Source organism: Staphylococcus sp. 231237_7MaSpsaltlick (genome assembly GCF_043107035.1).
The window spans coordinates 17,727-43,910 of sequence record NZ_JBICNX010000013.1; the positions used below are offsets into that span (position 1 = coordinate 17,727).

The following is a 26,184-nucleotide window of genomic DNA, read 5'->3' on the forward strand; positions in this document are numbered from 1 at the left end:
ATCTCGATAAAATCGAGAAGTAGATAGAGGAATACATGAGAGTACTCATGCATAAGCCCCACTAATCTCGATAAAATCGAGAAGTGGATAGAGGAATACATGAGAGTACTCAAGCAAAAGCCCCACTAATCTCGATAAAATCGAGAAGTGGGGCTAAAAAATGACGTGTGTGTTAAAGTCGTTAGCTGTATCATTGGATAATAAATTATAGATGTTCGTACTCTTAATTTCGTTTTTAAATGTCATGGCATTACGTTTATTGATTTGTGTTACAAAATTTCGTTCTGGAAATTGTTGTTTAAGGTATTTTAAGTATTTTTGGCCACGTTGATTCATTCCTAGTATACGAACAGAGTCTATTTGTGTTGGTATGTCATCATAAGTGTAATCTAGCAATACATTCATCAGTACACGCTGTAAATGTGTATAGGTATAGCGTTTGGTCTTGATTAACTGCATATATGATTCGAATGAAGTTGCTGGTAAGATTAAATCTTTTAGCCTATGTTCTAAACCTTCACTCATTGTGTAGATATTTTGTAAACTTGATGGACTCTGAGTTAATAATGCATACTTCAAGTAATTAAATGTGCGCTCAGTTGTCACAATATTTGAATGGTATAAATGTTTTATTTGAGATGGAACTACGTTTTGCCAATCCTGATCTTCAAGTTGGAGAGATTGTCGGATTGATGTACCACTTGCAAAGTGCATATGTTGTATTTTACTATCGTGGTGTTTTGATGCGTGTCTTTTTATGGTAACTGGATTAATATTAAAGCCATGCTTTTGTATGGCTTTAATATATGAAATCCCTAAAGTGTTATTAGGTTCAGTTAATAAATGGTTATCTGAAATTAATTCACTCAGTATGCGTGGGTAGCTTTTGCCTTCTTTAATTTTTTGAGCAAAGGCTGATGTTTGTTCAATTTTTTGCATTTGTTCAGCGAGATTTAAAAAAGCATTAATATCGCCCGACTCGCTACCAAATGCAAGGTGGTCGACATTTAAATAATTAGCTACGCGTACTGCGGCATCACCAAAATAGCTTCCAGCTGATAGTGAAGCATGAGCAGGAAGCTCTACGACTAAATCCACAGCATGTAGCGCCATCTGAGTTCGAGTAAATTTATTATAAATTGCAGGTTCTCCTCGCATAACAAAGTTTCCACTCATGATTGCTATAGAAATTTCAGAATCAGTGATTGACTTTGATTTCTCTGCATGGTATAAGTGACCATTGTGGAAAGGATTATATTCAGTGACTAGTGCAACGCTTTTCATTTGCATTTCTTCCTTTCAGAATTCATTATAGATATTGTAACAGATATAATTGTGTTAAGAAAAAATCTTGACAACTTATATCTATAAAGTTAAAATAAATTTTGTGCTTGTTAGAGGTGAAGCCATATGAAATGGTCAATAACGCAATTAAGAAAATTCCAAGATAAACCTTTTGAATTCAATCAAACGGTGAATTTTGATCATTTAGTAAAATCATTAGATTTAATAGATTTATCTGAAATAAATGTTGATGGCGAATTGACAGTAAAATCAAATGAAGTCATTGCAGATATGCATGTTACAGGAACATATACGATGGCTTGTGCGCGTACGTTAGTTCCAGTAGAAGTTCCTTTAGATATCAGATCTCAAGAAGTATTTGATCTAGAAGGGTATAATCAGTATGGTGATGACGATGAAGATGAACATTATCATGATGCATCAGATGGCATGATAAATCTAAAGGATATTGCTGAAGAATTAGTTATCATTGAAAAGCCAATGCGTGTTTTCGCAGATAATAGTGATCAAATGTTACGTGAGGGTAATGGTTGGGAAGTTATTGACGAAGAGCAAGCGATTGAGAATGCGAAAGAAGCAGAAGAATCTGAGTCTCAGCAAATCGATCCTAGGCTTCAAAAACTACAACAATTATATGACGAAGAGCAATAGCAGAATTTTGTAATCTATAGTATAATAGATTATTGAATCTGAAAATAACTATTTTAGTGTTTGAATATAAGGAGGATTAATCATGGCAGTACCAAAAAGAAGAACGTCTAAAACAAGAAAAAACAAACGTCGTACTCATTTCAAAATTTCAGTACCTGGTATGACAGAATGCCCAAATTGTGGAGAATACAAATTATCTCACCGCGTATGTAAGAACTGTGGTTCATACAATGGTGAAGAAGTTGTATCAAAATAATTTCATTAATTTAATGACTTGATGAAAGTCTTTTAATATCGTTCATTAATTATTCACTAAATAATTTTTGAGCGATTTTTTATTTATATAGATGTAAATTTGATATCGAGCGATAGGTTGTGTGAAATCAATGGAAGCAATGAATCCGCAAGAAATTATTGAAAAAATTGAGAATAGTGATGTCAACTGGATATATAATCATTTTAGCGAAGATTTTCAAGAAGTATCTGCGCTATTAGAATTGGAAAAGCTACTAAAAGTATATAATGAGAAAAGAAGTGTGAATTCATTCTACAAACATATACATATAAACAGGCAAGACGAATATCTGTGGTTCGATGACAAGAGGACAACGGGTGTTAGTGTTACATTAAATAAATATAATGAAATAATTGGTTTTGCATTATTACCTATACAACATCAAGATAGTGCAAAGTTTTCCAAACTGCAATATACTATGCCAATTGAAGAAGCGTGGACGGTTATTGCCGGCGGAGATAATGAATTATTAAATCATCATTTCCATTATAAACGTTACAAACATGCTATTGATTTAGTGAAGTTAAAGGATCAATGTAGCTATCAAGGTAGCCCTAATCAATTAACTAATTACTATGCCTACAACTTAACTGTTGTTGCACCAGCTAATGGTGAAGTTGTAGAAGTTGTTGATGGTATTCCAGATTGTGTACCTGGAGAATTTAATGTAAAACATCCACAAGGTAATTATATTATAATTAAGCATGCAAAACATGAATATAGTTTAATTGCACATTTAAAACCTAATTCACTAAGTGTATCAGTAGGAGATGAAATCTTTCGCGGACAACATATAGCGAAAGTAGGTAATTCAGGTAACACATCAGAACCACATATACATTTTCAAATTATGGACCGAAAAGATATCGCTAAAGCACATACGCTAAAAATCAAATTACAAGAGACGATTTCACCTGAAAAAGGTGATATAGTAGACTATACAGGAAATAACATCTTAATTGAAAAGGAACATTTCTTGTTATCCTTTATAAAAAATATACGTACAAATATCTTACAACTTTTTAAAAGTTAAAATATGAAAATAAAGAGGCTATGCTATGGAAATGATTACGTCCGCACAAAATAGTAAAGTTAAAAATGCAAATAAACTCAAAAAGAAAAAGGATCGAGACAAAACAGGTCAAGCCCTTATCGAAGGCTATCACCTTATCGAAGAAGCTTATCAAAGTAAGTTAACGATAAAACAATTATTTATAGTAGATACTTCTAGAATTAGCTCAGATTTAATTGAATATGCAGAGGAAGTATTTGAAATAAATTTAAAAGTTGCAGAAGCATTATCTGGAACTGTGACACCACAAGGTTTTTTTGCTGTAATTGAAAAACCTAATTATGAAACAACAACAGCAAAGCAAGTATTGTTGATTGATCGTATACAAGACCCAGGGAACTTAGGTACTTTAATTCGTACTGCAGATGCTGCAGGTATAGATTTAATTGTGTTAGAAAAGGGCACTGCAGATCCATACCAGGACAAAGTATTAAGAGCCAGTCAAGGTAGTGTGTTCCATTTACCGATTATCATTGATTCTTTAGAATCATTTATAGATTCGTTTGATGGACCAGTGTACGGAACGGCATTAGAAGAAGCTGTTTCATTTCACGAGATAAGTGCGAAAGAACACTTTGCATTATTATTAGGTAATGAAGGAGAAGGTGTATCGCAACAATTATTGGCGCAAACAACTCAAAACCTAACAATTCCAATTTATGGAAAAGCAGAGAGTTTAAATGTTGCTATTGCTGGCAGTATCTTGATTTATCATTTGAAAGGTTGACCCTTTAAATGAAAATCGTATATAATAAAAGTAATGTTAAACAGTAGAATATGAACCAATAAAAAGACGTAAACTAAAATAATGTAGTAGCACAAGGGAGTATATCCGTAGACTGAAAGATATATCTCTACATTTAGTTTTTTTCACCTTTTTGGTTACTTAAAGAGATTTAAGTCGGAAATGACTCCGTTATCAATAATTACAAGTGTATGCTTATGCATAAATTTGGGTGGTACCACGGAAGGCTTTCGTCCCAGTTTCAACGGGATGGAAGTCTTTTTTGTATTTTTATTGGTTTTACTTAACAAGAAAATAGACAAATGGAGGTTAAATCATGGCACAAACTGAAGCGATGACTGAAATTAAGCAACAGGCATTAGTCGATATAAATGAAGCTAAAAATGAAAAAGAATTACAAGATGTAAAAGTGAAATATTTGGGTAAAAAGGGTTCTGTAACAGGGTTAATGAAACATATGAAAGATTTACCTAATGAGGAAAAACCAGCATATGGACAACAAGTTAATGAAGTTAGACAAGCAATCGAAGGTGAAATTGAATCACGTCGTGAACTTCTAGCAAATGAAGAATTAGAACGACAATTAAAGGCTGAAAAAATCGATGTGACATTACCAAGTAGAAAAATGTCTATTGGTGCCAAACATCCATTAACACGTACAGTTGAAGAAATCGAAGACCTATTTTTAGGATTAGGATATGAAATTGTTGAAGGATTTGAAGTTGAACAGGACTATTATAACTTTGAAGCTTTAAATTTACCGAAATCTCACCCGGCAAGAGATATGCAAGATAGCTTTTATATAACGGACGAGATTCTGATGCGTACACATACATCGCCTGTACAAGCAAGAACGATGGAACAACGAAATGGTGAAGGTCCAGTTAAAATTCTATGTCCAGGGAAAGTGTATCGTCGAGACTCTGATGATGCGACACACAGTCACCAATTTACTCAAATCGAAGGATTAGTGGTAGACGAGAATATTAAGATGAGTGATCTTAAAGGGACATTAGAACTTTTAGCTAAACAATTGTTTGGGGAAGATCGTGAAATTCGTCTAAGACCAAGTTATTTTCCATTCACAGAGCCATCAGTTGAAGTAGATGTGTCATGTTTCAAATGTGGTGGCTCAGGATGTAATGTATGTAAACAAACAGGTTGGATTGAAATCTTAGGTGCAGGGATGGTTCACCCGAACGTACTTGAGAAGGCTGGATTCGATTCAAATAAATATTCAGGATTTGCGTTTGGTATGGGGCCTGATAGAATCGCAATGTTGAAATATGGAATTGAAGATATCCGTCATTTCTATACTAATGATGTAAGATTCTTGAATCAATTTAAAGCAGTAGAAGATAGAGGTGAAAAATAATGTTTATTTCTAAAGAATGGTTAGAGACATATGTTGAAATTGATCAACCAATAAACGAATTAGCAGAAAAAATTACACGTACGGGTATCGAAGTAGATGACATTATCGATTATACAAAAGAAATTAAAAAATTAGTTGTCGGTAAAATTAAAGAAATCGCACCACATCCAGATGCGGATAAACTAAATATTTGTCAGGTAGATATTGGCGAAAGTGAACTCGTGCAAATTGTTTGTGGCGCACCAAATGTAGATGCAGGACAAACAGTAATCGTCGCTACAGTTGGTGGTAGATTACCGGGTGGTATCAAGATTAAGCGAGCAAAACTACGTGGAGAACGCTCAGAAGGTATGATTTGTTCGTTACAAGAATTAGGTTTATCAAGCAACTTAGTGCCTAAAGCCTTTGAAGATGGTATTTATGTGTTTTCTACAGAGGTAGTGCCAGGAACAGATGCACTTAAAGCACTATATTTAGATGACCAAGTAATGGAATTTGATCTTACACCAAATAGAGCAGATGCATTAAGTATGGTGGGTACAGCATATGAAGTCGCTGCATTATACAACGTTGCAATGAATAAACCAAAGACTAAAACAGAAGCATTATCACAACAAGCTGCTGAGGAACTGTCAGTGACTGTTCAAGATTCTGATAAAGTCCCATATTACAGTGCACGTATTGTTAAAAATGTTACGATTGCACCTTCACCTGAATGGATGCAAATGAGATTAATTAAAGCTGGTATTCGACCTATCAATAATGTGGTTGATATTTCAAATTATGTACTATTAGAATACGGTCAACCTTTACACATGTTTGATCAAGAACAAATTGGTTCAAATCATATCGAAGTACGTCAAGCTCATGAGAATGAAACGATGACTACTTTAGATAATCAAGAAAGATCATTACTAGCATCTGACATAGTTATAACTAATGGCGAAACGCCAATTGCCATTGCAGGCGTAATGGGTGGCGATTTTTCAGAGGTAACAGAGGCTACAAAGCATGTTGTAATTGAGGGCGCTATTTTTGATTCGGTATCTATTCGTCATACTTCAAGACGATTGAATTTAAGAAGTGAAGCGTCTAGTCGCTTTGAAAAGGGAATTGCTACAGAATTTGTAAATGAGGCAGTCGATCGCGCTTGTTACTTATTAGAAACGTATGCTAATGGACAAGTTTTATCAGATAATGTAGCACAAGGTGATTTAGGTTCATTCGTCACACCAATTAATATTTCAGTTGATAAAGTGAATAATACAATTGGCTTTGAATTGACTGCTGAAGAAATCGAGTCTATTTTTGTGCAACTTGGCTTTGAGACGACGAAGAATAATAATGAATTAACTGTCAAGGTTCCGTCTAGACGTAAAGATATTACGATTAAGGAAGACTTAATTGAAGAAATTGCAAGAATTTATGGTTATGATGAAATACCTTCAACATTGCCGGTATTTGAACATGTAACACATGGTGCTTTGACTGATAAACAAGCTAAATCACGTATTGTAAAAGAAACACTAGAGGGTGCAGGCTTAAGCCAAGCAATTAATTATTCTTTAGTCGATAAAGAGAGAGCGCAAGACTTTGCATTAGAAACACGTGATACAATCGGCTTGTTAATGCCAATGAGTGAAGCACATTCAACATTAAGACAAAGTTTGATTCCTCACCTTATTGATGCAGTTGCTTATAATGTTGCACGTAAAAATGCTGATGTCCGACTTTATGAACTAGGTAATGTATTCTTTGGTAATGGTGAAGGTGAATTACCAGATGAAGTTGAGTACCTAAGTGGGATCTTAACTGGTGATTACACAGTTAATACTTGGCAAGGAAAAAAGGAAGAAATAGATTTCTTTATTGCTAAAGGTATCGTAGATCGTATAGCAGAAAAATTAGATATTCAATTTGATTATGAAGCAGGTGAAATTGCAGGCTTACATCCAGGTAGAACTGCAATTGTTAAATTAAATGGTGAAACTATAGGCTTTGTTGGTGAATTACATCCAAAAGTTGAAAAGGAATATGACTTAAAACGTACTTATGTCTTTGAATTGAATTACGATAAATTAATGTCAGTTTCAGTTGGATATATTAACTATCGTCCAATCCCTCGTTTCCCTGGAGTATCAAGAGACATTGCATTAGTGATAAATCGAGACGTGCCATCCGCAACGCTTGTTAAAGAAATCGAAGCACATGGTGGAGATATACTTCAAAATGCACAAGTATTTGATGTTTATGAAGGTGAACATGTTGCAGAGGATGAGAAATCAATTGCAATTAGATTATCATACTTAGATGTTGAACAAACATTGACTGATGATAAGGTAAATGCAGTACATGAAGATATCTTAACAGCGTTACAACAACAAGGTGCAACAATTAGATAATTTAACAACTTTGTAAGGAAAAGAATTTAGTTTAACTTATATATAAATTAAGCATAAAAATAGTTCAAAAAAAGAATTACATCCCCATCGAAAGTATTGGTGATGTAATTCTTTTTGTTTTGTTTATAACTGTTTAAATTGACATATGATAAAAATACAAATCTGCAGAGCATATCTGGTAATCATAAATTTGTGCTACAAACGATTAACCGTTAACTCAACGGTTAGTGTGAAATACAATTTGTGGAGTGATATATAAAACAACTGCAATGTTAGGTTCTAAATGAGATGTAAATTTGATTATGAATGTCGTTTTTTGTCAACAAGTGCCTGTGCTTTATTTCGATTTGCAAAGTGTTTCTTTGAAATAGAATCTAAATAGGTAATGCCTTTCTTTTCGATAATTCTTGCAGCGGCTAAATCAACTTTATTACTTGCGCCTTTGGGAATTTCGCTATGAACTTCTGCAGAAATTTGATCCATATATTTGACAAATGCGTATCGTGAAATAATGCTTGCTGCCGCAATAGCAATAGATTTTGATTCACCTTTGGTCTCGAATTTAGTAATGTCGCTATGTGGAAGCTCACTTAATGCATAACGCGTATAAACACCACGTTCAGCAAACTGATCAATAACGATATAGTCCAATTCGTTTGTTTCGATTTTATTTACAACATTTTTTATCGCTTCGTTATGTAATACAGCTTTCATCTTTACCTGTGACCAGCCAGCTAATTGTTTCTCATTATATTTAGTGTTGTGCATCGTTAGTAATGAGTGAGGTAAAAATGTAACAATTTGTTCTGCAAGTTCGACGATTTTTTTATCTGTTAATTTCTTTGAATCATCAACTCCGAGTTCTTTTAAAACTTGAACATGTTTTTTTGAAACATAGGCAGCGCACACTGTAAGTGGTCCAAAATAATCTCCGCTTCCTGCTTCATCACTGCCTATGCATTGAAATTGATTATAATTTATCTTTGATTGTGTAGGTTTATGCTTTGATGCAGTTTGTGTATTTGCATGATTAGGTAGCAATTGACCTGCCACAGCTGAAGCTTCCTTGCCTTGAAACATAACTTTATTTGAGTTGTAAATGGAAATGGATGTGTTTTTATATTTGGCTTTGGCTTTCATACCTTGTGGTAGTTTGCTTGTGTCGCAGTTAATTTTCGACATTAATTGTTGAATTTCAGGATTTGTTAATTTATATACTACATTTGACATTTGATTGCCTCTCTTTTTTGAAATTACTGTTTCGATTGACAGTTTTCATCATACCATAGGATGAAACATACACACTACCCAACAACAATATGCATGAATAACTGTGATATCGCAATCGTTCAATTGTTCTAAAATTATTTGAAATCTTCGAACTATAAATTTTTTCAAATATAACAAATCACACCTCTTACAAAATAATATTTAGTCGTGTATAATGGTTCGTGATAAATATTCTAAATTAGAAAAATTGAAAGTTATATGTTAGGACAAATTTTATTTTATTCGGAAATTTATATTAAGTCAGGAGTTATACTATGGGCGAATTTAAAAATAGGATAAACGTAACGATAAATGATCAACATTATACAATTGTAGGTGAAGATAATCCAGAGCACATTCGATATGTTGCACATCTAGTGGATGAACAGCTTAAGTCTCTAGGAAGAAAAAGTACAGGATTAGATACTACAAGAAAAGCGATATTAACAGCTGTTAATATTATGCATGAAAAAGTTCAATTAGAAGAAGAAAATTACCGTTTGCAACAAGAGATAAAGCAATTAAAAAATAGTGAAGATTAATGTTAATTGATTTATTAATCATAGTAATTTTTTTATACATAGGCATGATTGGGTTTAGAAGAGGCGTATGGTTAAGTATTATGCATTTAGGAGCGACTATTTTATCATTGTACATTGCACAAAAGTGCTTTATTAAGTTGTCACAGTATTTAGAGCTCTTTATACCATTCCCAAAAACTCGAGCTTATGATATGCATTTTGCTTTTCAATTTGATAATCTACAGTTACGTTTTGACCATTTAGTTGCATTTCTAATTGTAGCTACAATTACGAAGGTTCTTTGTTATGCTATAATTGTTTGCTTTGATAATATAATCAAATATAAAAAAATGTTTATGTTGAGTCGGTTGATTGGTGTACTCTTAAGTATGGTTTCGTCAATAATTATATGTACTACTTTAATTTATGCTATGGCATTGTATCCTTTATCAATCATCCAAACACAATTATCGCAATCTTTTATTGCTGAAATATTAATCTCACATATACCATTTATATCTACTTTTGTGGTCAATATATAAATTTTCCAACAATTAAACATATAATATATTAATAAAATATAGGAGGTCAGGGCACAACCGATTTACTGTTGATAGAGCAACGGTAACTTGTCTTGACCTTTTTTTATGGAGTGAAGGTAATGACGAAAAAAGATATTATTCAATTATTAGAGAAAATAGCAGTTTATATGGAATTAAAAGGAGAAAATACATTTAAAGTTTCTGCATATAGAAAAGCGGCACAAAGTTTAGAAATAGATGAACGTCCATTAGACGAGATAGAAGATGTAACTGAATTAAAAGGGATTGGTAAAGGCGTTGGTGAAGTCATTAATGAATATAGACAACACGGTACAACTTCTACTTTAGATGCATTAAAGAAAGAAGTGCCGGAAGGGCTTATCCCATTAATGAAAATTCAAGGTTTAGGCAGTAAAAAAATTGCCAAATTATATAAAGAGTTGAATATTGATAATAAGGAGTCATTACAACGTGCATGTGAAAATGGCGAAGTCAGTGCATTAAGTGGTTTCGCTAAAAAAACTGAGCAAAATATTTTAGAAGCAGTTAAAGCGCTAGGTGCTAAAAAAGAAAAGTATCCAATTGATCAAATGAGAGGGCTTAACACAGAGATTAAAGCATATTTAGCTACAATTACTGAAATTGAAAAATTTGAGGTGGCAGGTAGCTTTAGACGTTTTAAAGAAATGAGTAAAGATTTAGACTTTATTATCAGTACACAGTCACCTTTAAAGGTGCAAGAAGCGTTGTTACAAATTCCCAATAAAGTAAAGGAAGTTGCAGTGGGTGCTACAAAAGTATCATTAGAGCTTGAATATGATGATGAAACTATAGGTGTGGATTTCAGGTTAATTGAGCCTGCAGCCTTTTATCACACGTTACAACATTTCACTGGTTCTAAAGATCATAATATTCGCATTAGACAATTAGCTAAAGAAAAAGGCGAAAAAGTTAGCGAATATGGTATTGAGACTGAAAACGGTGAATTATTACAATATCAAAGTGAAGCGGAAATTTACCAACATTTCAATGTAGATTGGATTGCACCTGCAATTCGTGAAGATGGTAGTGAATTTGACAAAGACTTAACAGATATTATACAGCTCGGTGATATTAAAGGTGATTTGCATATGCATACTACCTATAGTGATGGCGCATTTAGTATTGAAGATATGGTGAAAGCTAATATTGCTAAAGGCTATGAATTCATGGTGATTACAGATCACTCCCAAAGTTTAAAAGTAGCAAATGGTTTATCTGTTGAACGTTTGTTACGTCAAAATGAAGAAATTAAAAAGTTGAATGAAAAATATAAAGAAATAGATATATATTCAGGCATTGAAATGGACATTCTACCAGATGGGAGTCTTGATTATGAAGATGAAATTCTAGCGCAATTAGATTATGTTATTGCGGCAATTCATCAAAGCTTTAATCAACCACAAGAAGAGATTATGCGTCGTTTAGAAAACGCGTGTAATAACCCTTATGTAAGACATATTGCACATCCAACTGGTCGTATTATTGGCAGAAGACCTGGATACGAACCTGATATTGAACAACTTTGTGAATTAGCGGAAAAAACAAATACTATATTAGAAATTAACGCCAATCCTAAGCGTTTGGATTTAAATGCTGAGACATTAAAAAAACATCCTAACGTTAAATTGACTATAAATACAGATGCACATCATATTGATCATTTAGAGTTTATGCAATATGGCGTTGCAACTGCACAAAAAGGTTTTCTAGCTAAAGATAGAGTAATAAATACTATGTCTAGAGATGCGTTTAAATCTATGATTGAAAACAATATTAAAATGAAGAAATAGAGGGATTGTATGAGACAGAAGTCATTAAATGTCTTAGAATTCGATAAAATTAAAGCACTCGTCGAAAAAGAAACAATGAGTGATATAGGTAAAGCTAAAGTAGCAGAAATGAGTCCAGCAACGGATTTTAAAACTGTTGAATTTCAAATGAATGAAACAGATGAAATCGCACAAATATACAATAAACATCGTATGCCTAGTTTAAGTGGTTTATCACAAGTGACTCAATTACTTCATAGAGCCAATATTGGTGGTGTCTTGAATGTTAGAGAATTAAATGCGATTAAACGTTTGATTCAAATTCAAAATCAATATAAAACATTCTATAATGGGATTCTAGAAGAAGATGAAGAAATCAAATATCCAATTCTGAACGATAGAATGGAACAATTACCTGTACTAAATGATTTATTTCAAGAAATTCATCAAAAATGTGATGCGTATGACTTGTTCGATAATGCTAGTTATGAGCTACAAGGCATTCGTAGCAAAATTTCTAGTACGACACAACGTATCAAACAAAATTTAGACAAAGTAGTTAAAAGTCAGTCCAATCAAAAAAAATTGTCGGATGCAATTGTTACTGTCAGAAATGAACGCAATGTTATTCCAGTTAAAGCTGAATATCGCCAAGATTTTAGTGGAATTGTGCATGATCAATCAGCTTCAGGTCAGACATTATATATTGAACCATCATCAATAGTGGAAATGAATAACCAAATCAGTCGTTTGCGTAATGATGAAAAAGTTGAATGTGAAAGAATATTAACGGAATTAACACGTTTAGTAGCAGAAGAATCTGATGCTTGTTTAGTTTCAGAGTCCATCATAGGTCAAATTGACTTTTTAACGGCAAAAGCGCGCTATGCAACAACAATCAAGGGTACGAAACCAGAATTTACAGCAGAGCGTACTGTATATTTACCTAAAGCATTCCATCCATTACTAGACAAAGATACAGTGGTTGCCAATACGATTGAATTTGCTAGCGATATAGAAACTGTTATTATTACAGGTCCTAATACAGGGGGTAAGACGGTTACATTAAAAACATTGGGGCTTATTATCATGATGGCTCAATCTGGTCTGTTAATTCCTACATTGGATGGTAGTAAATTAAGTGTCTTTGAAAATGTTTACTGTGATATCGGTGATGAACAATCTATAGAGCAGTCATTATCCACGTTCTCATCTCATATGAAAAATATTGTAGAAATATTAAAAAGTGCCACGAAAAATAGTTTGATATTATTTGATGAGTTAGGTGCAGGTACTGACCCAAGTGAAGGTGCAGCTTTAGCTATGAGTATATTAGACCATGTTCATGAAATTGGTTCACTAGTAATGGCTACGACACATTACCCAGAATTAAAGGCTTATAGTTATAACCGACAAGGTGTAATGAACGCCAGTGTTGAATTTGATGTAAATACGTTAAGCCCAACATATAAATTACTTATGGGTGTACCTGGTCGTTCCAATGCCTTTGATATTTCTAAAAAATTAGGTTTAAATATTGAAATTATACAAAAAGCTAAATCAATGATTGGACAAGACGAACAAGAAATAAATGAAATGATTGCTTCACTCGAATATAACTCTAAACGTGTTGATGAACAGCGTATTGAATTAGAGCAACTGTTAAGAGAAGCACAAGAAACACATCAATCATTAACAAAGCAATATGAGAATTATCAAAATCAAGAAAAGCAAATGTTAGAACAAGCTAAAGAAAAAGCAAATCAACGTGTGAAATCAGCAACTAAAGAAGCGGATGAAATACTTAAAGAATTGCGAGAATTAAGAGATAAAAAGGGTGCCGATGTAAAAGAGCATGAACTTATAGATAAAAAGAAACAACTAGACGATCAATATGAATCAACTTCACTAAAACAAAATGTTCAAAAACAAAAGTGGGATGAAATTAAAGCCGGCGATGAAGTGAAAGTATTAACATATGGACAAAAAGGTGAAGTATTAGAGTTGATTGACGAAAATGAAGCTGTAGTTCAAATGGGCATTATTAAAATGAAATTACCAATTGAAGATTTAGAGAAAACGAAAAAAACAAAAGAGCAACCTACAAAAATGGTTCGACGACAAAATCGTCAAGATGTGAAAATGGAACTTGATTTGAGAGGCTATCGTTATGATGAAGCGATGGTAGCTGTTGATCAATATCTTGATCAAGCTGTGTTGAGCAATTACGAACAAGTTTACATTATACACGGAAAAGGTACAGGTGCCTTACAAAAAGGTGTTCAAAACCATTTAAAACAGCATAAAAGTGTGGCATCATATAGAAATGGTATGCCGAGTGAAGGTGGCTTTGGTGTAACCGTAGCAGAATTAAAATAAACGTGAGCAAGAGCTATGCAGAATAATATAAAGTCTGTTATAATTTGCTCATCATTTGAAATTTAAGGAGGATTGGCATTTATGGCAATCGTAAAAGTAACAGATTCAAACTTTGATGAAAACATTCAATCAGGAGTTAATTTAGTAGATTTTTGGGCAACTTGGTGTGGACCTTGTAAAATGATAGCACCAGTATTAGAAGAATTAGCAGGAGACTATGAAGGTAAAGCTAATATCTTAAAATTAGATGTTGATGAAAACCCATCAACAGCTGCTAAATTTGAAGTTATGAGTATCCCAACTTTAATCGTATTTAAAGATGGTGAACCAGTAGATAAAGTAGTTGGTTTCCAACCTAAAGAAAACTTAGCAGAAGTTTTAGATAAACACTTATAAGTCAAACCAAGAAGAACTGGGACATTATTTATTTAATGTCCCAGTTTTCAATTTGTAAGCAATTTTATATATTGCTAGACAGTTATTTGTTATTTTATAATATAGAGCAAGTTTCAGCAGTCATTAAAATATTATAATAGAAAGGAGGACACATAATGGAAACCTATCAGGCTGAAATTAAACAAAAATTGTCAGTTGTTCCTATGGAACCAGGTTGTTATTTAATGAAAGATCGTAATGATCAAGTGATCTATGTTGGTAAGGCTAAGAAGCTTCGTAACCGTTTAAGATCTTATTTCACAGGAGCACATGATGCTAAAACTACTAGACTTGTAGGTGAGATTCGTAATTTTGAGTTTATCGTAACTTCTAGTGAGACAGAATCTTTATTGCTAGAGTTAAATCTGATAAAGCAATATCAACCACGTTACAATATATTGCTTAAAGACGATAAAAGTTATCCATTTATAAAAATTACAAAAGAAAAGCATCCTCGCTTAATCGTTACGAGAACAGTAAAGAAAAATAGTGGTAAATATTTCGGACCTTATCCTAATGCATATTCAGCGCAAGAAACTAAAAAGTTATTAGATCGTATTTATCCTTTTAGAAAATGCGACAAAATGCCAGATAAATTGTGTTTATATTACCATATTGGTCAATGCATGGGGCCTTGTGTCTATCCTGTTGATTTAGAAAAGTATGCTGAAATGACTAAAGAGATATCGGATTTCTTAAATGGAGAAGATAAGACCATTTTAAATAATTTAGAGCAAAAGATGCTTGACGCTAGTGAAAAGTTAGATTTTGAACAAGCTAAGGAATATAGAGACCTAATTCAACATATTCATAATTTAACTAAAAAGCAAAAAATAACTTCATCCGATAATACTATAAGAGATGTATTTGGTTATAGCGTATCTAAGGGCTGGATGTGTATCCAAGTGTTTTTCATAAGACAAGGTAATATGATTAAACGTGATGCAACTATGATTCCAGTACAACAGACACCAGAAGAGGAGTTCTATACCTTTATTGGTCAATTTTATGATTTAAATCAACATATATTGCCAAAAGAAGTTCATATACCTAATCATTTAGATAAGGATATTATTCAGTCTGTTGTTGATACTAAAATCATACAACCATTAAAAGGTAAGAAAAAAGAAATGGTTGATCTAGCAAAGCATAATGCAGAAGTTACATTAGAAAATAAATTTGAATTAATATCAAAAGATGAGTCACGCACAATTAAGGCTATAGAAGAATTGGGAGATAGAATGGGGATACAGACTCCAATTCGAATCGAAGCATTTGATAATTCCAATATTCAAGGTGTAGATCCAGTATCAGCAATGGTGTCATTTATAGATGGTAAACCAAATAAAAAAGGTTACCGAAAATATAAAATCAAAACGGTTGAGGGACCTGATGATTACAAGTCAATGAGAGAGGTTGTGCGCCGTAGATATACTCGCGTGTTGAATGAAGGTACACCTTTACCTGATTTAATTATTGTTGATGGGGGTAAAGGACATATGAATGGTGTAATTGATGTCCTAGAAAATGAACTTGGTCTAGATATTCCTGTTGCAGGATTGCAAAAGAATGATAAACACCAAACATCTGAATTATTATACGGTGAACAAGCCAACATCATACCACTGAAGAAAAATAGCCAGGCATTTTATCTGTTACATCGTATTCAAGATGAAGTACACCGTTTTGCGATTACTTTCCATAGGCAAACAAGACAAAAGACAGGTCTTCAATCTGTACTTGATACAGTTGAAGGTATAGGTTCAAAGCGCAAGACAAAATTATTACGTACATTCGGCTCAATCAAAAAAATGAAAGAAGCATCAGTTGAAGAATTACAGGCAGCAGGTTTACCAGTTAAGGTTGCACAAAACCTTCATCAAGCTTTAGATGACAAGAAGTGACAAAATTTATGGCATGAGAATCATTCTCATGCCCAAAATCTTATATTTTAGTGTTACAATATCTAATAACAGGGATTCTTTTTTTTAACAGTATATGTAAGCGTTTTATAATTGAGAAATATTATCAATTATGCATCATATTTTAGCAATTATGTAATTTTAAATCAGGAATATGCTTCAACGCTAAATTAGATGTACAACGAATAAGTTTAATTTACATGTCACCGTTAAATTTATTCGTTGTCTAGCATCAACTTTACTAATTAAGTAAACGCTTTACTATACACTGTATGAAAGAATACCAAATAAATTTATTTGTTTCACAGGGGGGCTTCCTTTTGGCATATTCGAAAAATCAATTCTATTTAAGACGCTTACACTCACTGTTAGGCGTAATTCCAATAGGTGGATTCTTACTTGTCCATTTGTTAGTAAACCATCAAGCTACTAAAGGCGTGGAGGCATTTAACAAAGCGGCAGGCTTTATGGAATCATTACCTTTTTTAATTGTATTGGAATTTGTAGTCATTTATATTCCGATTTTCTATCACGCGGTTTATGGTGTACATATTGCTTTTACAGCGAAGGAAAATGTAGGACATTACTCAAGATTTAGAAACTGGATGTTCTTGTTACAACGTTTGACTGGAATATTAACATTCATATTTGTTGCGATTCACTTATGGCAAACACGTATCCAACGTGCATTAGGTCATGAAGTTAACTTTGATATGGTACATGATATCGTGTCTAATCCATTTTGGTTAATTTTCTACATCATTTGTATGTTATCAGTAACATTCCATTTCGCAAATGGTCTATGGTCATTCTTAGTAACATGGGGTGTACTACAATCTAAAAGATCACAACAAATTTTCACATGGGTATCACTCATCGTGTTTATCGTAGTGTCTTATATTGGTTTAAGCGCTATTCTCGCATTTTTATAATTTAAAAGTCTTAGTTATATATTTAGGGGAGTGACAATTTATGGCAGAGAAGAAAGTTATTGTTGTCGGTGGTGGACTGGCCGGTCTCATGTCAACAATTAAAGCAGCAGAAAAAGGTGCACATGTGGACTTGTTCTCATTAGTTCCAGTTAAACGTTCACACTCTGTGTGTGCACAAGGTGGTATTAACGGCGCAGTTAATACTAAAGGTGAAGGTGACTCACCGGCTGTTCACTTTGATGATACAGTTTATGGTGGAGACTTCTTGGCGAACCAGCCACCAGTTAAAGCCATGACAGAAGCAGCACCACAAATCATTCATTTATTAGACCGTATGGGCGTAATGTTTAACAGAACAAATGAAGGTTTATTAGACTTCAGACGTTTTGGTGGTACATTACATCACCGTACTGCATATGCTGGTGCGACAACAGGACAACAATTACTTTATGCTTTGGATGAACAGGTTCGAAGCTTTGAAGTAGATGGATTAGTTAATAAATATGAAGGTTGGGAATTCCTCGGAATAGTCAAAGATGACGATAATATGGCTAGAGGAATTGTTGCTCAAAATATGACTACATCTGAAATCGAATCATTCGGTTCGGATGCTGTAATAATGGCAACAGGTGGCCCAGGTATTATCTTTGGTAAAACAACAAACTCAATGATTAATACTGGTTCTGCAGCATCAATTGTATATCAACAAGGAGCAATGTACGCGAATGGTGAATTTATTCAAATTCATCCAACAGCGATTCCTGGAGATGACAAATTACGATTAATGAGTGAGTCAGCTCGTGGTGAAGGTGGACGTATTTGGACATACAAAGACGGTAAACCTTGGTATTTCTTAGAGGAGAAATACCCTGATTATGGTAACCTTGTTCCTCGTGATATCGCTACACGTGAAATTTTTGATGTATGTGTGAATCAAAAATTAGGTATCAATGGTGAAAACATGGTTTACCTTGACTTATCACATAAGGATCCACATGAATTAGATGTTAAACTCGGTGGTATTATTGAGATTTATGAAAAATTCACTGGAGACGATCCACGTAAAGTACCAATGAAGATTTTCCCAGCAGTACACTACTCAATGGGTGGACTATACGTAGATTATGATCAAATGACTAACATTAAAGGTTTATTTGCAGCTGGTGAATGTGATTATTCACAACACGGTGGTAACCGATTAGGTGCCAATTCATTACTTTCTGCTATTTATGGTGGTACAGTTGCAGGACCTAACGCTTTAGATTACATTGCAAATATTGAAAAGTCATACACTGACTTAGATGATGCTATGTACGAAAAAGCAGTTCAAGTAGAACAAGAAAAATTTGATCAACTATTAACTATGAAAGGTACTGAAAATGCCTATAAGATTCATAGAGAATTAGGGGAAATCATGACAGCTAACGTAACAGTTGTACGTGATAATAAAAAATTACTTGAAACAGATAAGAAAATTGTAGAATTGATGGAACGCTATCAAAATATTGATATCGAAGATACACAAACTTGGAGTAACCAAGCAGTATTCTTTACTCGTCAATTATGGAACATGTTAGTTCTAGCACGTGTAATTACGATTGGTGCATATAACCGTAATGAATCTCGTGGTGCGCATTACAAACCAGAATTCCCAGACAGAAATGATGAAGAATGGTTGAAAACAACACTTGCGACATATCAAGGTAAATCAGAAGCACCTAAGTTCAATTATGAACCAGTTGATATCAGTTTAATTCCACCACGTAAACGAGATTATTCTACTAAGTCTACAGGGGGTAAATAATCATGGCAGAGATTAAAGAAGCAAATGAAGCTCCAGTAAAAGATAATGAAAGTAAACAAAAAACGATTAAATTAATAATTAAACGTCAGGATAACTCGGATTCTAAACCATATGAAGAAGAATTTGAAATTCCATATAGAGAAAATTTAAACGTGATTGCATGTTTGATGGAAATCAGACGTAATCCAGTAAATAGTAAAGGTGAAAAAACAACACCAGTTGTTTGGGACATGAACTGTTTAGAAGAAGTTTGTGGTGCATGTTCTATGGTAATCAATGGTACAGCTAGACAGTCTTGTTCAGCTATCGTAGACCAATTAGAACAACCAATTAAATTAGAACCTATGAGCACTTTCCCAGTTATTCGTGATTTACAAGTAGATCGTACAAGAATGTTTGACAATTTAAAACGAATGAAAGCATGGGTACCAATTGATGGTACTTACGATCTTGGACCAGGTCCACGTATGCCTGAGAAAAAACGTCAAACTGCATATGAATTATCAAAATGTATGACATGTGGTGTATGTTTAGAAGTTTGTCCTAACGTTACTAGTAAAAATGATTTCGTTGGTGCGCAAGCAATTTCTCAAGTTAGATTATTCAATTTACATCCAACAGGTTCTATGACTAAGGATGAAAGATTAGATGCATTGATGGGTGGTGGAGGATTACAAGAATGTGGTAATTCTCAAAACTGTGTTAACGCTTGCCCTAAAGGAATTCCGTTGACTACTTCAATTGCAGCTTTAAATAGAGAAACTTCATTCCATATGTTTAAGTCATTCTTTGGTTCAGATCATCAAGTGAACTAATATTTAAACTATGGTAAACAAGGCTTAACATTTGTGCTAAACAGATGTTAAGTCTCTTTTTTATACTTCATTTAAGAAGCATATTTTAAAATAGATAAAAATTGGTGGAAATATTATATATAATTTAAAAAATATACCTACTTTAAATCTTGATAAATGATTTTGAATTTATGACTGTGCTAAAATAAAGATTAAGTAAATAAATTGAGGATGAAGTCAAATATGGATAAACCAATAGGCGTTATTGATTCAGGAGTCGGCGGTTTAACAGTTGCGAAAGAAATTATGCGCCAACTCCCAAATGAAACCATTTATTATCTAGGGGATATTCAACGTTGCCCTTATGGACCAAGAGAAGGTTCAGAAGTTAGAAAATTCACGACAGAATTAGCTGAAAAACTTATGACATTTGATATCAAAATGTTAGTAATTGCGTGTAACACAGCAACTGCTGTAGCATTAAACCATTTACAGAGTTTATTGCCAATACCGGTTATAGGTGTTATTGAACCTGGTGCACGCACTGCAATTATGACAACAAAGAATCAAAATGTTTTAATTCTCGGTACAGAAGGTACAATAAAATCGGAAGCATATAGACACCATATTAAAAATATTAATCCTAATGTTGAAGTTTCAGGTGTTGCATGTCCTGGATTTGTACCTTTAGTAGAAAAAATGCGTTACAAGGATCCAACTATTACAAGTATTGTTATGCATCAAACACTTAAACAATGGCGTAATAGTGATGCGGATACGATTATTCTTGGATGTACGCATTATCCATTATTATATCAGCCAATCAATGAATATTTTGGTGGTGAAAAGGTTGTCATTTCATCTGGTTTAGAAACTGCACGAGAAGTGAGTGCATTATTAACATTTAGCAATGAACACGCAGGTTATAAAAGAAAACCGAAGCATAAGTTTTTTGCAACAGGTGATACAGAACACATTGAGCGTATTATTGAAGAATGGTTAAATATGAAGGTGAAAGTAGAACGAATAGAAGTAACATGTGAGGAGTCGAAATAATGGAAGATATTGTAATTGCAACTAATAATAAAGGTAAAATAAATGATTTTAAAGTTATTTTCCCAGACTTTAATGTTATTGGTATTTCAGAAATTATTGAAGGATTCGACGTGGAAGAGACAGGTGATACCTTTGAAGCTAACGCTCGTTTAAAGTCAGAAGCTGCTGCTAAAGCATTGAATAAGAGAGTCATTGCTGATGATAGTGGGCTAGAAGTGTTTGCATTAAACGGTGAACCAGGTGTTTACTCCGCCAGATATGCTGGTTTAGGTAAAGATGATAATGCTAATATTGAAAAAGTACTAGCGAATCTTGAAGCTGAAACAAATCGAAAGGCGCAATTTGTATGTGTCATTAGTATGAGTGCACCTGGCGAAGAAACTAAGCAGTTTAAAGGAACAGTTCAAGGAGAAATTACCTTGAGTAAAATTGGCGACAATGGATTTGGTTACGATCCAATTTTTTATATAGAAGATAAAAATAAAACAATGGCTCAACTATCGCCAGAAGAAAAAAGTGAAATCAGTCATCGCGGCAGAGCAATAGATAAGTTGAAAGCATACTTAGAAGGTGAATAACAATGACAAAATGGATATTAATTAGTGACAATCATACAGAACAAGGTATTTTATATGATGTATTACAACATCATAAAGATGTTGATGTTGCAATTCATTTAGGTGATTCTGAATTTGCATATGATGATACAGAGCTAAGTCAATTTTATAGAGTAAAAGGCAATACTGATTTTTATCCAGAATTTCCAAATGAAGAAGTAGTGCAAGCCAATGGTGTAAGGGCTTTTTGTACGCATGGTCATCTGTATAGTGTGAACCGTAGTCGTATGCAATTAGCTGAACAAGCCAAAGCAAATGAATGTCAGTTTGCGTTTTACGGACATACACACGTGGCAAAACATGAAACTATTGGTGGTGTTCATGTGATTAATCCTGGAAGTATTTCACAATCTAGAAGTAGCATAGAAGAAAGCTATGTCGAATTAATAATTGATGAAACAATTGGACAAGCAGAACTTAAATTAAGGAATCGACAACATGAAATTATAGACCAAGATAAATTTGAAATTTAAACATAAACCCATTTGTATTCAGTAAAATGAATATAAATGGGTTTATGTACTTTTTGTATTATTGTATAAGTGATTAATTCATTTAGTTATCTAAGAACACTTTAAATATGGAAAAACTTCCAATGAAAAGGAACCATAGCCTCTGTTATTTGATGAAAATAGTCTTAAAGAAACAAGATTTCCATTGTTATTGATTACATAAGCACTATTAAAACAACAGAGACTATGAAACATCGTTTTCTAAATACCAATGAGATTATCAATTTAATTGATTGTAGGATGTTTTAGATTTCCTTGTAAAACTCGAGGTGTTTTATATTTTTAGGCGATTTCAAATATGACACTACAAATGTATTTGTCGATATTTATTTTATGTCTACCAATATTACTATTTATTGGTAGTAAAAACGCATTTTTATTTTTTAGATAAAAAGGAAAGAGCGTGATAATTGAGTAGTGAATACAAACATGTATAAAGTTAATAGAAGTGGTATAACTGGCTATCAGATTGATAAAGATAGTGGATTAGTAAAACTGTTATGTCGGCACTATGAAAAGGCAAATGGGATAATGATAATTTACAACTGAAAACGATACAAATATAGAAAAGCCCACCTAAATGAATAGGTGGGTTTTAAAAATATTACTTTGGGTCCCTAAAAATTAGTTTAATATAGTACGTTATTGATGGACAAAATAAAAAGAATCCCGTCATTATGGGATTCTTAGTTTTGAAAAGTGTTTGATTTTCAGTTATTAGCGTCCTGGGAGGGATTCGAACCCCCGACCGATGGCTTAGAAGGCCATTGCTCTATCCAGCTGAGCTACCAGGACATATCTCTTTTGAACACAATAATTATTATATCGAACTTGTAATGATAAAGCAATACTCCACCTATCAAAAATAAATATGATTTTTCACTATAATGGTCTTTTTATCTTCTTTTAGATATAATTCTATTAATTCAATGTAATTAGAACTAGAAACTTGGTTGATGTTATCGTGATTAATCAAATTTAATGCTACTTTATCAGAACATTTTCAAAAAATAATTAGCAATACGTTCAAATTAAAGAGCTAAATGGTAGTTTATTTAATTATCTAAGATAAATTAAAAACTAAGTTAAGTTGATGTGCTATGAAGTGATTTCAATAATATTTAATTTTTCTGTATTATCGGGTGCTTCAAAGAAACTGGATACATAATCAAAGGTTTCTTTCGTATCAAATGTGTTTCTATCAGGTTCTTTATCGGCTCTTTTTTTCAATTGTTTTAAACACTGTTCATCCGCAAGGTTTAAATAAATGAGCTGGTGATTGGCATGTATTTCATTTGCAATGCTTAATAGCCAAGCGCGTTGTTTTCTTGTGTTTCCAGGGAAGTCCATAACTACATTACTGCCAATTTGTAAAATGCTTTGAATGTGCATCTTTAATATAGGTTTAATTATTTGAGAATAATTAAGATAATCATCGAAGTTTTTTATTTGATGTGGGTATAATGCTGCTAACCATTCATCTTCTGATAACAGTACAGCATTTTTTCTTTGTGCTATTTCTTTTGATTTTGTTGATTTACCTGCCCCCATTTTTCCAGTGAAAAAATATAAAGTTCCGAGAGTATTCAATATTTGTCACTCCTAAAATCTAAAGTATATAAATAATAGCCCTAATAATTCATTTTGACAATCTAAAATTTAAAGATTTATTTATGAGCAATAGGGCATATTAAAATAAGTATAATTTAGTATAAGGTGATATATTATGGTGAATATAATTATTATTAGAGGAAATTCAGGTAGTGGGAAAACAACAGTTGCTCGCAAATTGCATGAAATACTGGGTCGTGGAAATTTATTAATATCACAAGATGTAGTTCGACGGGAAATGTTAAATGTACATGATCGCCCATTCAATCTAGCAATTCCTTTAATAGAAAAAATGCTGATATTTGGGATAGAACATTGTGAATTTGTCATTCTAGAAGGTATTTTAGCTGAAAATAAATACGGTGACATGTTGAGGAATGTCTTAAATAATAGGATGAATAATGTATTTGCATACTACTATGATTTGTCCTTTGAAGAAACGGTTAGAAGACATAATTCAAAGAAAGAGACCGACTTTGGTTTAGCTGAATTAAAGTCTTGGTATGTTGCTAATGATTATCTTGGTTTTGCAGGGGAAAAATCAATTTCAAAAGCGCTGTCTATAGAAGAAACAATAAACAATATTTTAACTGATGTAAGATACCGTCATTAGATGATTGATAGGTGTAACGAATTTTTTCGAATTTCTAACGCATTACCCTAGGTGTGCAATAGGATTTGAAAATGCAATAGTAATAAAAAAGCGCATAGATTGTATGTAATCTTTGCGCTAAATGATTAAAATATGAGTCGTGCTCGAGCATTTCATTGTTACTTTTAAAATTTGGAATATGTATGTGAATCAAAATTTGTATTACATTTACCTTGAATTAAAGTCCAAAGACAGATGTCACAATTGGATATAAATATGCCATGAATAATAGACATACAATGATTAAATAAATAAAGCCTTCGATAGTTTGTTTCATGGGGTCACAACCTTTAGAAATTATTATATTAATTATAGTTTAATTAGGTAATTAGATATAGTCAATCGGACTTGAGGTGTATTATATTTTTATAATTTAATAATTTAAATGAATTTCACTAAAGATTGGTGCTTTCTTTATTTTTAATTATTTCTATCAGTCTAGTGTTAATTTTTGTAGTATCTACCTATTTTAAATTATTTTGGAGTGATTGTTTTGTGATTTTTAAGTGTCTTATGTTCGCATTATTTACTTTTTTTGATCTTTCGTTATGACTATGATTACTTAATGAGGCTGTAATTAAATAGGCATCACAAGTTTGGTGATAGAGATGTTTATTAATAAAGCGCATATGTTGAGGGTTGTTTATAATTGGAATTAAAGTAATTGTGAATTTGATATTTTTAATTAAAATATCACTGTTATATGAAGAAAAATGGTCATAGTAATTAAAATGTACGCGCTTATTAAGGCGGATTTTCATTGGATAATTTTGAATTTGGTTAGAAAATATGTATACATGATCATCATAATGTTTTAATAACCAATTTATTATTGAAGTAACATTGATAGTACCATCAAAAATAACATTTGCCATAGTTATTTAACCCCTTAATCAATTTTTAAGTAGCAGTTTGAAGTATAAATAATTATTACAGATATTACAATTAATGTAATAATGTTCGGTTAATTAGTAATTTAGGGTTTAATATATTATGTTATAGATATAAAAAGATTGATTATCAAATAAATAATTTGTTAATCAATACACAAATAGAGGGGGATTTTGTTGAAAGAAAAATTAAAGCAACAACTAAATAAATATGTGGAAAACGGACAATTAGAAAAAGGCTTAAATAAAGTGAATGATCAAGTGAAAAAGAAAAAAGGTAAAGATTATTCCAAGTATGTAGATAAATTAATGAAGTTTTTGAATAAAGATAAAAATAATAATAAGTAATACAGTAATAAACCCTTGTTTATTGAGTGATGAAATACATTCAAAAGCAAGGGTTTTTTTGTTTCAGCTAAATTGAATACGTAAGCGACATTAATATTATTAAGTTACCGCGTTGTTAAATAATTAAGTGGATGATAGATAAATGTTAAAAATAGTTGCATATTACCCCTATGGCCTTGGGTATAAATATGATAATACAAATAATTTAGTGTAATTCAATGTTGAACAGCCAAAAGGAGTTTTA

The 26,184-nt window shown here is 32.6% G+C and carries 24 protein-coding genes and 1 tRNA gene; 20 read left to right on the forward strand and 5 right to left on the reverse strand.

Annotated elements, in window-relative coordinates; all coding sequences use genetic code 11:
* Positions 1-153: 153 nt before the first annotated feature.
* Entirely contained in the window at positions 154-1,284 is a 1,131-nt protein-coding gene (locus ACF91D_RS20520) for a nucleotidyltransferase (RefSeq protein ID WP_107527429.1), read from the reverse strand.
* A 126-nt stretch (positions 1,285-1,410) separates the two neighbouring features.
* Here ACF91D_RS20520 and ACF91D_RS20525 point away from each other — a divergent pair, with 126 nt between their 5' ends.
* The 6 genes from ACF91D_RS20525 to pheT all read left to right on the forward strand — a co-directional run bounded on the left by ACF91D_RS20525 (position 1,411) and on the right by pheT (position 7,845).
* On the forward strand, positions 1,411-1,956 hold the full coding sequence (locus ACF91D_RS20525) for a YceD family protein (protein ID WP_042738962.1): 546 nt from the start codon (positions 1,411-1,413) through the stop codon (positions 1,954-1,956).
* A gap of 82 nt (positions 1,957-2,038) precedes the next feature.
* On the forward strand, positions 2,039-2,212 hold the full coding sequence (rpmF, locus tag ACF91D_RS20530) for a 50S ribosomal protein L32 (protein WP_001830121.1): 174 nt from the start codon (positions 2,039-2,041) through the stop codon (positions 2,210-2,212).
* Positions 2,213-2,342: 130 nt separating this feature from the next.
* A complete protein-coding gene (locus tag ACF91D_RS20535) occupies positions 2,343-3,284 on the forward strand; it encodes a M23 family metallopeptidase (RefSeq protein ID WP_107527428.1) in 942 nt (313 codons plus the stop codon).
* A 25-nt stretch (positions 3,285-3,309) separates the two neighbouring features.
* Positions 3,310-4,050 carry a TrmH family RNA methyltransferase gene (locus ACF91D_RS20540; RefSeq protein ID WP_107512169.1) on the forward strand — a complete coding sequence of 247 codons (741 nt, stop codon included), beginning with the start codon at positions 3,310-3,312 and terminating at the stop codon, positions 4,048-4,050.
* 334 nt (positions 4,051-4,384) lie between these two features.
* Positions 4,385-5,443, forward strand: coding sequence for a phenylalanine--tRNA ligase subunit alpha (gene pheS / locus ACF91D_RS20545; RefSeq protein ID WP_042738959.1), 1,059 nt, complete (start codon positions 4,385-4,387; stop codon positions 5,441-5,443).
* Entirely contained in the window at positions 5,443-7,845 is a 2,403-nt protein-coding gene (gene pheT, locus ACF91D_RS20550) for a phenylalanine--tRNA ligase subunit beta (RefSeq protein ID WP_107527427.1), read from the forward strand. Before pheS ends, pheT begins: the two co-directional genes overlap by 1 nt.
* Before the next feature lie 300 nt (positions 7,846-8,145).
* Here the strand turns inward: pheT and rnhC are convergent, their stop codons facing one another.
* The gene (gene rnhC / locus ACF91D_RS20555; protein ID WP_107527426.1) at positions 8,146-9,075 is read right to left on the reverse strand and encodes a ribonuclease HIII; all 930 of its coding nucleotides are present in this window, start codon (positions 9,073-9,075) and stop codon (positions 8,146-8,148) included.
* A 314-nt stretch (positions 9,076-9,389) separates the two neighbouring features.
* Between rnhC and zapA the strand changes: the two genes are divergently transcribed.
* From zapA to ACF91D_RS20615, 12 genes are all read left to right on the forward strand, one after another.
* A complete protein-coding gene (gene zapA, locus ACF91D_RS20560; RefSeq protein ID WP_042738956.1) occupies positions 9,390-9,656 on the forward strand; it encodes a cell division protein ZapA in 267 nt (88 codons plus the stop codon).
* Positions 9,656-10,177, forward strand: a complete 522-nt coding sequence (locus tag ACF91D_RS20565; protein ID WP_107527381.1) for a CvpA family protein — start codon at positions 9,656-9,658, stop codon at positions 10,175-10,177. The genes zapA and ACF91D_RS20565 overlap by 1 nt, the downstream gene beginning before the upstream one ends.
* 119 nt (positions 10,178-10,296) lie before the next feature.
* Entirely contained in the window at positions 10,297-12,009 is a 1,713-nt protein-coding gene (polX, locus tag ACF91D_RS20570; RefSeq protein ID WP_107527382.1) for a DNA polymerase/3'-5' exonuclease PolX, read from the forward strand.
* 9 nt (positions 12,010-12,018) lie between these two features.
* Positions 12,019-14,367: an endonuclease MutS2 gene (locus ACF91D_RS20575; protein WP_042738953.1), complete on the forward strand. Its 2,349-nt coding sequence runs from the start codon at positions 12,019-12,021 to the stop codon at positions 14,365-14,367.
* An 81-nt stretch (positions 14,368-14,448) separates the two neighbouring features.
* The gene (trxA, locus tag ACF91D_RS20580) at positions 14,449-14,763 is read left to right on the forward strand and encodes a thioredoxin (RefSeq protein ID WP_042738952.1); all 315 of its coding nucleotides are present in this window, start codon (positions 14,449-14,451) and stop codon (positions 14,761-14,763) included.
* 155 nt (positions 14,764-14,918) lie between these two features.
* The gene (gene uvrC / locus ACF91D_RS20585; RefSeq protein WP_107512162.1) at positions 14,919-16,706 is read left to right on the forward strand and encodes an excinuclease ABC subunit UvrC; all 1,788 of its coding nucleotides are present in this window, start codon (positions 14,919-14,921) and stop codon (positions 16,704-16,706) included.
* 338 nt (positions 16,707-17,044) lie between these two features.
* Entirely contained in the window at positions 17,045-17,656 is a 612-nt protein-coding gene (locus ACF91D_RS20590; protein WP_042738950.1) for a succinate dehydrogenase cytochrome b558 subunit, read from the forward strand.
* Between the two features lie 40 nt (positions 17,657-17,696).
* The gene (gene sdhA / locus ACF91D_RS20595) at positions 17,697-19,460 is read left to right on the forward strand and encodes a succinate dehydrogenase flavoprotein subunit (protein WP_107527383.1); all 1,764 of its coding nucleotides are present in this window, start codon (positions 17,697-17,699) and stop codon (positions 19,458-19,460) included.
* 2 nt (positions 19,461-19,462) lie between these two features.
* Positions 19,463-20,275 carry a succinate dehydrogenase iron-sulfur subunit gene (gene sdhB / locus ACF91D_RS20600; RefSeq protein WP_042738948.1) on the forward strand — a complete coding sequence of 271 codons (813 nt, stop codon included), beginning with the start codon at positions 19,463-19,465 and terminating at the stop codon, positions 20,273-20,275.
* 222 nt (positions 20,276-20,497) lie between these two features.
* On the forward strand, positions 20,498-21,310 hold the full coding sequence (gene racE, locus ACF91D_RS20605) for a glutamate racemase (protein ID WP_042738947.1): 813 nt from the start codon (positions 20,498-20,500) through the stop codon (positions 21,308-21,310).
* Positions 21,310-21,888, forward strand: a complete 579-nt coding sequence (locus ACF91D_RS20610) for an XTP/dITP diphosphatase (RefSeq protein ID WP_107527384.1) — start codon at positions 21,310-21,312, stop codon at positions 21,886-21,888. Before racE ends, ACF91D_RS20610 begins: the two co-directional genes overlap by 1 nt.
* A gap of 2 nt (positions 21,889-21,890) precedes the next feature.
* Positions 21,891-22,400, forward strand: a complete 510-nt coding sequence (locus ACF91D_RS20615; protein WP_107527385.1) for a YfcE family phosphodiesterase — start codon at positions 21,891-21,893, stop codon at positions 22,398-22,400.
* A gap of 760 nt (positions 22,401-23,160) precedes the next feature.
* On the opposite strand, the gene ACF91D_RS20620 is transcribed toward ACF91D_RS20615, so the two are convergent.
* Positions 23,161-23,234: transfer RNA gene (locus tag ACF91D_RS20620), tRNA-Arg, on the reverse strand.
* A gap of 303 nt (positions 23,235-23,537) precedes the next feature.
* A complete protein-coding gene (locus tag ACF91D_RS20625; protein ID WP_107528048.1) occupies positions 23,538-24,029 on the reverse strand; it encodes a P-loop nucleotide/nucleoside kinase family protein in 492 nt (163 codons plus the stop codon).
* A gap of 136 nt (positions 24,030-24,165) precedes the next feature.
* On the opposite strand from ACF91D_RS20625, the gene ACF91D_RS20630 reads away from it, so the two are divergent.
* Positions 24,166-24,663, forward strand: coding sequence for a kinase (locus ACF91D_RS20630; RefSeq protein WP_232161366.1), 498 nt, complete (start codon positions 24,166-24,168; stop codon positions 24,661-24,663).
* 503 nt (positions 24,664-25,166) lie between these two features.
* Here the strand turns inward: ACF91D_RS20630 and ACF91D_RS20635 are convergent.
* Positions 25,167-25,577 carry a hypothetical protein gene (locus ACF91D_RS20635; protein WP_107528047.1) on the reverse strand — a complete coding sequence of 137 codons (411 nt, stop codon included), beginning with the start codon at positions 25,575-25,577 and terminating at the stop codon, positions 25,167-25,169.
* Between the two features lie 192 nt (positions 25,578-25,769).
* Here ACF91D_RS20635 and ACF91D_RS20640 point away from each other — a divergent pair, with 192 nt between their 5' ends.
* On the forward strand, positions 25,770-25,940 hold the full coding sequence (locus ACF91D_RS20640) for a hypothetical protein (protein ID WP_167706513.1): 171 nt from the start codon (positions 25,770-25,772) through the stop codon (positions 25,938-25,940).
* Positions 25,941-26,184 lie beyond the last annotated feature (244 nt).